Annotated in this window: 6 protein-coding genes; 3 read left to right on the forward strand and 3 right to left on the reverse strand. The window is 38.5% G+C overall.

Annotated features, from left to right (window positions below):
* The coding region (locus tag I6E24_RS13705; protein WP_235329097.1) for a tetratricopeptide repeat-containing sensor histidine kinase at window positions 1-1,994 on the forward strand (1,994 nt) is incomplete at its 5' end.
* A gap of 2 nt (window positions 1,995-1,996) precedes the next feature.
* The gene (locus I6E24_RS13710; protein ID WP_235329098.1) at window positions 1,997-2,761 is read left to right on the forward strand and encodes a LytR/AlgR family response regulator transcription factor; all 765 of its coding nucleotides are present in this window, start codon (window positions 1,997-1,999) and stop codon (window positions 2,759-2,761) included.
* A gap of 93 nt (window positions 2,762-2,854) precedes the next feature.
* Here the strand turns inward: I6E24_RS13710 and nifJ are convergent, their stop codons facing one another.
* Both nifJ and I6E24_RS13720 read right to left on the reverse strand, forming a co-directional pair.
* The gene (gene nifJ / locus I6E24_RS13715) at window positions 2,855-6,406 is read right to left on the reverse strand and encodes a pyruvate:ferredoxin (flavodoxin) oxidoreductase (RefSeq protein WP_235329099.1); all 3,552 of its coding nucleotides are present in this window, start codon (window positions 6,404-6,406) and stop codon (window positions 2,855-2,857) included.
* Window positions 6,407-6,457: 51 nt separating this feature from the next.
* Window positions 6,458-7,636 (reverse strand): ATP-binding protein, encoded by a 1,179-nt coding sequence (locus tag I6E24_RS13720; protein WP_235329100.1) that lies wholly within the window; start codon window positions 7,634-7,636, stop codon window positions 6,458-6,460.
* 115 nt (window positions 7,637-7,751) lie between these two features.
* Here I6E24_RS13720 and I6E24_RS13725 point away from each other — a divergent pair, with 115 nt between their 5' ends.
* On the forward strand, window positions 7,752-8,930 hold the full coding sequence (locus I6E24_RS13725; protein WP_235329101.1) for a hypothetical protein: 1,179 nt from the start codon (window positions 7,752-7,754) through the stop codon (window positions 8,928-8,930).
* Here the strand turns inward: I6E24_RS13725 and I6E24_RS13730 are convergent.
* A partial coding sequence (locus tag I6E24_RS13730; RefSeq protein ID WP_235329102.1) for a S41 family peptidase occupies window positions 8,875-10,329 on the reverse strand: 1,455 nt, incomplete at its 5' end. The two genes, I6E24_RS13725 and I6E24_RS13730, sit on opposite strands and share 56 nt — an antisense overlap.

The following is a 10,329-nucleotide window of genomic DNA, read 5'->3' on the forward strand; positions in this document are numbered from 1 at the left end:
TATATATATTATCGTCCAATATAATTTTTATAGCTTGTGTTTCGCACAAAGATGAGCATTTAAACAATAGTGATGAAATTTTTATATTTCATCTTGATACGTTGTTAGGTTCTAATCCAGAATTGGTTTGTAATAAGATAGATAGTATTATATCTTCAGGAGTTCACAATGATGAGTTTTATTCTCTTTTGATGATAAAGTCAAAAGCAAAATTATTTTTGTCAGAATATGATTCTGTGTTTATACTTCTGGATAGCATTGAAGGATATTGCAGTAAGATTTCAGAAGAAAATACTCCTTACAGATTACTTTCCAGTGTTAATAATATGCGTGGAAACCTGTATGCGCGCAGATCTGTAATGGACTCAGCTGTTATATATTTCCAGAAAGCATATGATTATTCTTCAAAGCTAGGTTTATCACATGATTTGATTGATATTACAATAAATTTGGCTGATGCAAATGTACGTTCAGGTAAATTTGATCAGGGCTCATTTTGGTATAGGAGATCTTTGTCTATATCTGACACTTTAATGCTTCCAGAGAATCGTAGATTTCCTTCTTATTATGGTTTGGCACAAGTTTATATGGACTTAAGAGATTATGACAAGTGCGATTTTTATTATGATCTGGCAGGCAGGTACTTTGATGATATGTTACCTTTTGAAAAACATATCTATTTAAATAATAGAGGAAATTCTTATTATTATCGTGGTGAATATGATAAGGCAATGGATTATTTTAGAGAATCATTACAATTGGCCAACAAATATCCTGATATGGAGTTTGAACGTAAATTTACGAAGGTGAATATGGGAGAGGTTTTCATGCTTATGAATGAGACCGATTCTGCAACTGCCTATTTGGAGGAATGTTATTCTTTTTTTAAATCAATAAATCATACTTCTGCATTATATTATATTGAAACCCAACTTATAGAGTTGGCTTTGAAAAAAGGTAATATCTCTGTAGCTTCAAAAATTATCAGGGATGCAGTGCAACCTGATTTTATTGAACCTAATATGCTTCATATAAGGAACAAATATCTTCAACATTATTTTGCTGAGAGTGGAGATTACAAAAAAGCTTATTATTATCAACAGAATAATGCTCATATTGATGATTCTATTAGAAATGAACGTATCAAGATGCGTTCAGCTGAAATAAGTTTGAGGTACAGGCAGGACAGTACCTTGATGAAAAAAGAGATGTTTATCAAGGAAAAAGAAGGTCAGGTATTGGTGCTTCATCAGTGGATATCAATTCTTGTGCTTGCAATTTTGCTGTTTATTTCATTTTCAGGTATGTTCATTATTTATAGAAAACGTCGTTTTGACAAAAGAATATGGAATATGCAAACAGATATAAGCACTCTACGCTTGGAAAATATAAGAAATAGGATTTCTCCGCATTTTATTTTTAATGTGTTAAATCGGGAAATGGTGAGGTATACTAATGATGATGACAAAAGTTGTCTTGTAAATCTGTCAAAACTGATACGTAAGAATCTTGAATTAACCGGAAATTTGAGTATAAGTCTCAATGATGAATTGGATTTTGTAAAAACCTATATTACTCTTCAGGAGCAAACTCTAGGCGAAGATTTTCATTATGAAGTGAATGTTTCTGACGATGTTGTATGTGAAGATACGTACATCCCATCTATGTTGATACAGATACCAGTAGAAAATTCTATAAAACATGCATTAAAGGTGAAGAAAGGGAAGAAGTGTTTATGGATAAATGTAAATAAAAATAATGCTGGAGTGGAAATAGTAATTGTTGACAATGGTGGTGGATTTAGGCCTGTAAGTAGTAATAGAGGGACCGGAACAGGACTTAAAGTTATAACCCAAACAATACAGTTGCTCAATATGTATAATAAAGAGCAGATAGTAATGAAAATATCCAATGTGAAGATTGATGAAAATGAAACAGGATGTGAAATCAGATATTCCGTTCCTGGTAGTTATAAATTTAAGATTAGTAAATGACTATGAGTAATTATTATAAAGTGGTAATAATTGATGATGAAAATGCATCAGCAAAAGCTCTTGTCAAAGAGTTAAGCCGATATCCACGCTTTCATGTAGATGGCGTTGCTCATGACGCAGAGTCTGGTAAGGATATGATAATGAGAATTATGCCTGATCTTCTCTTTTTGGATGTTGAACTTCCGGAGATGTATGGAATGGAACTTTTGGCAGAAATAAAGGATAGCGTAAATTGGAGTATGCGAGTTGTCTTTTATACTGCTCATGATAAGTACCTCATCAATGCATTGAGGAATAGTGCATTCGATTTTCTGTTGAAGCCAATAGACAAAAAAGAATTCGAAGTTGTGATTTCCAGGTTTTTACTTGATTATGAAAGTAAAACCTCTTTATTTGATAAACATGAGATTATAAATGCAGATAATAAAGAATCCTCATTTATGGTTGTTTTGCCTACCGGTGAAATGAGAATGATAAAATCATCCGATGTAGGTTTCTTCAGATATGCTTCCGATCGCAAACTTTGGGAGGCAGTTCTTGTTACTGACGAGGTTGTGCCTTTGCGACGAAATGTATCAGCTGAGTTTTTATGTGCATATAACAAAAATTATATTCAAGTACATCAGTCTTATATTATAAATTTGGATTTTCTGGTTATGATTCACGATAGTACTTGTGTTTTGTGTCCTCCATTCGAAAATATAAAAGAGGTAACGATATCCAGAAAATATAAGAAGAATTTAATGGATCATTTTTGTATCTTTTAGTTTTCGAATCTTATTTTCTTATAACAAAATGACGGCCAAATACCATTTGGTATTCAGCCGTCTTTTTTGTTATATTAATCTTTTTATATCAGATTATTCTTCATTGCTCCAGTCCATTGCAGCCATACGCTTGTAAGAAGCATAACGTTTCTTAGCCATGTCTTCGCAAGCAGCGAACAAGTCAGCAGCTTCAGTAGGATACTGTTTCATTACAGAAGCGAAACGAACTTCGCCCTTCAAGTAATCCTGGAATCCTTCCCAGTTTGGTTCTTTAGAGTCAAGTGAGAATGGGTTCTTACCTTCTTCTTCCAATGCTGGGTTGAAGCGCCACAAGTGCCAGTAACCACATTCTACAGCCTTAGCCTCTTCAGCCTGAGATTTACCCATACCAGCTTTCAAACCGTGGTTAATACATGGAGCATAAGCGATAACCAATGATGGACCTGGATAAGCTTCAGCTTCGCGGATAGCCTTCAATGTCTGAGCCTGGTCAGCACCCATTGCAATCTGTGCAACGTAAACATATCCGTAAGTTGTAGCTATCATACCAAGGTCTTTCTTACGTACTCTCTTACCAGATGCAGCGAATTTAGCGATAGCACCAAGAGGAGTAGCCTTAGATGACTGACCACCAGTGTTAGAGTAAACTTCTGTATCAAGTACAAGGATGTTTACATCTTCACCAGAAGCGATAACGTGGTCAAGACCACCGTAACCTATATCGTAAGAAGCACCGTCACCACCGATAATCCACTGTGAGCGTTTTACCAGGTAGTCTTTGAATTCAGCGATAGTAGCGCAGTAAGAGCACTTGTCTTTTGCAGCTTCTACCATAGGGATGATCTTTTCAGCAGCAGCTTTGCTCTTGTCAGCATCGTTGCGGCCGTCAATCCATTCCTGGAATGCTTCCTTGTATTCAGCTGGAGTACCTTCAGCAGCGATAGCAGCCTTCATTGCTTCTTCCAGACGGTTGCGGAGTTTCTTGTTAGCCAATTCCATACCAAGACCGAATTCGCAGAAGTCTTCGAACAATGAGTTAGCCCATGCTGGACCCTGACCTTTTTCGTTAGTTGTATATGGAGTTGAAGGAACTGAACCAGAATAGATAGAAGAACATCCTGTTGCATTAGCTACCATTTCACGGTCACCGAACAACTGAGAAATCAATTTAACGTATGGAGTTTCACCACAACCAGAGCAAGCTCCAGAGAACTCGAACAATGGAGTAGCGAACTGAGAGTTCTTAACGTTAGCCTTGATGTCTACCAAGTGCTGTTTGCTCTTAACGTTGTCGATGCAGTAAGTCCAGTTAGCAGCTTCAGCAAGCTGTGTTTCAAGAGGTTTCATAGTAAGCGCCTTACCACCCTTCTTAGGATTACCCGGACATACGTCAGCACAGTTACCGCAACCCAAGCAGTCCATTACGTCAACCTGCATACGGAATGTCATACCGTCGAACTGCTTACCTACAGCCTTCAATGTAGTGAAGTTAGCACCAGCCTGTTCGTTAGCGTCAAGAACGAATGGACGGATAGCAGCGTGAGGACAAACGTAAGCACACTTGTTACACTGGATACAGTTTTCAGCATTCCATTCTGGAACGAAAGCAGCTACACCACGTTTTTCGTATTTAGCTGTTCCCTGATGCCAAGTACCGTCTTCGATACCCTTGAATGCAGAAACTGGCAACAAGTCACCGTCCTGAGCGTTGATAGGACGAACTACTTCGTTGATGAATGCCGGGTCGTTGTTTGCAGCAGCACCTTCAACTTCGAGGCTAGCCCATGCTGGATCTACAGTAAGCTGTTTGTATTCACCACCACGGTCAACAGCAGCATAGTTCTTGTTTACAACGTCTTCACCCTTCTTACCGTAAGACTTAACGATGAATTTCTTCATCTGTTCTACAGCAAGTTCTACAGGGATAACGCCTGTGATACGGAAGAATGCAGACTGAAGGATTGTGTTAGTACGGTTACCAAGACCGATTTCCTGAGCAATCTTAGTTGCATTGATGTAGTAAACAGAGATATTGTTTTCTGCGAAATATTTCTTAACCTTGTTAGGCAAGTTCTTAGCGAGTTCTTCACCTTCCCAGATAGTGTTCAGAAGGAAAGTACCGTTCTTGCGCAAACCGCGAGTTACATCGTACATGTGCAAGTAAGCCTGTACGTGGCAAGCTACGAAGTTAGGAGTAGTTACCAAGTAAGTAGAGCGGATTGGGTGGTCACCGAAACGCAAGTGAGAGCAAGTGAAACCACCAGACTTCTTAGAGTCGTAAGAGAAGTATGCCTGGCAATATTTGTTGGTATTGTCACCGATGATTTTTACAGAGTTCTTGTTAGCACCTACAGTACCGTCAGCACCAAGTCCGTAGAACTTAGCTTCGAACATACCTTCACCGCCAAGAGCGATTTCTTCTTTCTTAGGAAGAGAAGTGAATGTAACGTCGTCAACTATACCGATTGTGAAGTGGTCTTTAGGAGTAGGCAATGCCAAGTTTTCGTAAACAGAAAGAATCTGAGCAGGAGTTGTATCCTTAGAACCAAGACCATAGCGTCCACCAACGATAACTGGGGCATTTTCCTGTCCGTAGAAGCAGTCTTTAACGTCAAGGTAAAGAGGTTCGCCGTTAGCTCCAGGTTCTTTTGTACGGTCAAGAACTGCGATACGCTTAGCAGTCTTAGGCACAGCAGCCAAGAAATGTTTAGCTGAGAATGGACGATACAAGTGTACAGAAACCAAACCAACTTTTTCGCCGTTTGCTACCAAGTGGTCGATAGCTTCGCGAGCAGCTTCAGTTACAGAACCCATAGCGATGATTACGCGTTCAGCATCTTCAGCACCATAGTAGTTGAACAAGCCGTAGTTACGTCCTGTAATCTTGTTGATTTCGTTCATATATTCTTCTACGATAGCAGGAACTGCATCATAGAATGGGTTGCATGATTCTCTGTGCTGGAAGAAGTGGTCTGGGTTTTCAGCCATACCGCGTGCAACCGGCTTGTTAGGGCTAAGTGCACGTTCACGGAATTCAGCCAAAGCTTTCTGGTCGATAAGTGGAGCGAGGTCTTCGTTTTCCAACATTTCGATTTTCTGTATTTCGTGTGAAGTACGGAAACCATCGAAGAAGTTCAAGAATGGAACGCGTGATTTGATAGTTGACAAGTGAGCAACACCGGCCAAATCCATAACTTCCTGTACAGAACCTTCGCAAAGCATAGCGAAACCAGTCTGACGGCAAGACATAACGTCCTGATGGTCACCGAAGATACACAATGCGTGAGAAGCAAGTGTACGAGCTGATACGTGGAATACACATGGAAGGAATTCACCTGCAATCTTATACATGTTAGGGATCATAAGAAGAAGACCCTGAGATGCAGTGTAAGTAGTAGTCAAGGCACCAGCCTGAAGAGATCCGTGTACAGCACCTGCTGCACCGCCTTCTGACTGCATTTCCTGAACAAGAACTGTTTCGCCGAAGATGTTTTTACGTCCTGCGGCAGCCCATTCATCTACATATTCAGCCATTGTAGAAGATGGAGTGATAGGGTAGATAGCTGCTACTTCTGAGAACATATACGAGATATGTGCAGCAGCCTGGTTACCATCACAAGTGATGAATTTTTTTTGTTTAGTCATACAATTACTAAATTATAATAATTAGTTAATAAGAACTTTTATTCTCGTTTATTAATATAGGAATCCGAACATCCATAATGGAATTTGATTTCCGTGTCCCAGTTCCAGTTTGTGCATTGCGTAGTATACATTAGGGTTAGTCTTGAATTTGCATCCGTCAGCACAAATTCTGAAATGCAGGTCGTTATCTACCAGAAAAGACGTACCCTTGTCTCCCTTATTGATTTTATGGTCTTTCCATAAGGAATTAACGAAGAAAGTTTCAAGAACATCTTGTTCTTCCACTTTAACCGGATATATACTATACATCAGGCTTGTGTTGTGCATCATTATTTTTGAAGGTTTCTTCGGAAAATCTTCACCTTTAGGATAGACCATGTTTATAAGTCTTGCATCTGCCAGATACTTTATATAATTCATGACAGTTGCCCTGGATGTCTGTATTTCCTCAGCGAGTTGGCTTACATTGGGAGCTCCCGGTCCGTCAACCGCCAGTAAATATAGTAATTTTTTTATTTTCGAGAGATATTTCAACTCGATTTGTTTTATCAGCAGAATATCTACTTCCACCATCATATTCATGGTCTTAAGTAGATTCTCTGAGAAATTTCTTTTTTCAAGAAAAAAAGGATAGAATCCATGATGTATATAATCCTGAAGATATTGAGTTGGATTTACATGTGGCAATATAGTTTTTGCAATGTGTTCGTGATTGTTAAGTATTTCTTCAAGAGTGTATTTTGAGAAATTGTTTCCAGTTTGCAGATTAAGAAATTCCCTGAATGAGAAACCTCTTAAGTTATATGATTTTACTATTCCGTTCAGCTCAGGATTTTCTTCTTTTAATCTCATTACTGATGAACCTGTAAAAACAATTTTCAGGTTGGGAAATCTGTCATAACATGTGCGTAATGATTTGCTCCAGTCAGGTAGTTTGAAAACTTGGTCAATAAGAAGAACTTTTCCTCCGCGTTTAATGAAATCTGCTGCAAAATCAACCAGATTTACCTGTGAAAAGTAAAAATTATTCATGTTAACATACAGACATGAACGGTCAAAGCCAAACTTTTCTTTTGCATACTGCAAAAGGAAAGTAGTTTTTCCAACTCCTCTCGTACCTTTTATACCAATCAGACGTGCACTCCAGTCTATTTCATCCATAAGATCTCTGCGTACGGGTGCATTGGTATGTTCAACTAAATAAGAATGTGTTCTGTAAAAAGCCTCCATGAATATATTCTTTACTTCGGTGCAAATATACGAATAGTTCATAATATTGCAAACTAGACATAGCAAAAATTATTTTTTTAGTATATCTTTGCAGATAAAATCCGGTTAAGATACGATGAAAAAGCAGTTATATATATTCAATCCCTGGCACGACATGGCCTTGGCTAATTTCACTCCTTATTATCGAGTTCCTGCTGAGATAGTCCGTATGAGTAATGACTTGAGTTTTCTTCCACTTTGGTATGCTCCGGACGGTGCACTCATATATGTTGCCGACAGCTTCACGGTAGAAACTTTTCGTTCGCAGATTGCAGACTTTAAGGATTTTTCGAGTGAGAGATTCGTTTCCGATACTGATTCATACGAGATAAATCCATGGGGGTGGAGTCCGGCTTTGGTGCAAATGTTGTCAGCCAGTGGAACAGAATCTTCTTTACTTCCTGATTCTGCGTTTTTGGATATAATTCGCTATCTGTCCGGTCGTCAGCGGTGTGTGGAAGTGTTGTCTCAATTATCGTATGTAAATGGAATTTGTGGAAAAGCTTTCTGCTGCAATAAACTTGAAGAAGTCAGAATGTATCTTGAAGCAAACGGAAGTCTGATACTCAAAGCACCGTGGTCAGGAAGCGGTAGGGGATTGTACCGTGTGTACCGTCAGTCGTGGAATACCAATGCAGAGGGTTGGATTTCGCGCATACTTCGTACCCAGGGGTGTGTTATGACCGAACCTGTTTATAATAAAGTATGCGATTTCGCCATGGAGTTCTATTCTTCATCCGATGGTGATGTCACTTTTGCCGGATATTCATTGTTCGAGACTGACGATTTTGGTAATTACAAGCAGAATATACTCATATCTGATGCCGGTATTGAAGAACATCTTTTTTCGTATGGCATTACGTCTGCAACATTGCACGATGTACGCAAAAAACTCATTGAAATATTCTCCAGTATGCTTTCAGGTTGCTATACCGGCTACTTTGGTGTGGATATGATGATTTGCTGTCAGAATGGTGAAATCCTGTTGCATCCATGTGTAGAAATAAATATGAGGATGAATATGGGTGTCGTGTCACGTATATTTTTTGACAGATACCTGTCTTCATCCTCACGCGGAATATTTTTAATAGAGCATTATAACGCAGACGGAGAAGCTCTTATTGCACATCAGAGAATGTCAGTAGAACAACCAATGGTTGTTGATTCCTTAGGCCGTATAAAGAGCGGTTATCTCACACTTACTCCTGTGTTGTCTTCAACCCGATACCAGGCATACGTGATAGTGAAGGCATGATGATTCTTTTTCCGAAGTTAGGTTTTTTAGGAGTTTCAATTACCTTAGAGTCAATAAATGGTGAATAAGTTACGCTGCTTCTTGATTCTGGATATACCTTTCCTGCTCTTTGCAGTGCCACCTTCAGCATAGCTTCATTTTCATCGCCTAGCTGATATGTTTCAATTGGATTATCTTCAGCCTTTACATCAGGTGTAAGTCCGTTTGGCATACATGGTGTCTCGTCGTTTGCATTTTTATATATGCTGACCATTACATAAATACCCCAGTCTTTTATTGCTAGTGGAACTGTCTTGTAAGCATCTTCAGCAGCAAGCATCCATCCTGTACAATATTTACCATGCGATTGTTCGCCTATAAGCTCGATATCCATATATGGCATAAGTCCTGAAAGCAAAGCTTCTGAAGCAGAGGCACTGTTACCTGTTATAATACCATAAATCTTTTCAAGACCAATGTTCGCATCTTTGGTGCTGACATGCTGGTTTATGTCATTATAATTATAATTATATTCTGTTTCGAACCGTGTTTCAGTAGAAATTCCTTCCTGCTTATAGTATTCAGTAAAGAAATCATTATAATCTTCTTTTTCAAAAATATCTTTATTGGTGACATTAGTTTGTGGTGCAAACATTGATGCCAAAACATTTTCAGTTATTACGTATCCTCCTCCATTGTATCTTAAGTCAAGAACAAGTTCTTTTATACCTTCACTTTTGAAATCCTTGCATATATTTATAAGTTCCGGTATAGATTCTAGGTCAAAACTGCTGTATGCCAGATATCCTACTTTCTTTCCATTGAAGTTATATACAGTATCACATAAGATGGGGTTTTCATACATTTCTATGGCAGTCAAAGATAATTCGGTGGTTGGTGTAATTTCATTACCTACAAGCTTGGCCAGTGAAAGTTTTATTTGTGAAGAATAATATAAGTCAAGATAGTTTTCTGTGGTTAGAGTATTTCCGTTGATTCTATAAATCAAGTCACCTCTTTTTAGACCGGCTTTTTCTGCTGGACTATTTTCCGACACAAATGCTACAGCAGCTACAAGTTCGTTCGAGTTTTCCCTTAAATAGTAAACTTTAGGGGTATATCCGTATGTTGTAGATACACCTTGCACACTATTTGTGAATTCATCCATATTGTTTGTCAGCATAGTCCATTTGTCTACCTGGTTCGTACCGTCGTGATATCTTATTTCCTCTACAGTAGATATCGGGTCACTATTTTTTTCGGGATCAAGTTTATTCAGGTCTTTTGAAATCTCTTCATTCCAGTAGTAATATAATTCTAAAACTTCTTTTGCAAACTTGTTTGCATATCTGGTTTCCTCCGTGATTGAAGTATTTTCCGGAGTATCGATATTTTCTTCGTTTGTACAACTTGTGAATGT

The organism is Bacteroides caecigallinarum (genome assembly GCF_021530995.1).
Taxonomy (GTDB): Bacteria; Bacteroidota; Bacteroidia; order Bacteroidales; family Bacteroidaceae; genus Phocaeicola; species Phocaeicola faecigallinarum.

Excerpts from the sequence above, each read along its gene's own strand:
- I6E24_RS13725 (WP_235329101.1), top strand. The coding sequence starts at position 7,752 with ATGAAAAAGCAGTTATATATATTCAATCCCTGGCACGACATGGCCTTG.
- I6E24_RS13720 (WP_235329100.1), bottom strand. The coding sequence starts at position 7,636 with ATGGAGGCTTTTTACAGAACACATTCTTATTTAGTTGAACATACCAAT.
- I6E24_RS13710 (WP_235329098.1), top strand. The coding sequence starts at position 1,997 with ATGAGTAATTATTATAAAGTGGTAATAATTGATGATGAAAATGCATCA.
- nifJ (WP_235329099.1), bottom strand. The coding sequence starts at position 6,406 with ATGACTAAACAAAAAAAATTCATCACTTGTGATGGTAACCAGGCTGCT.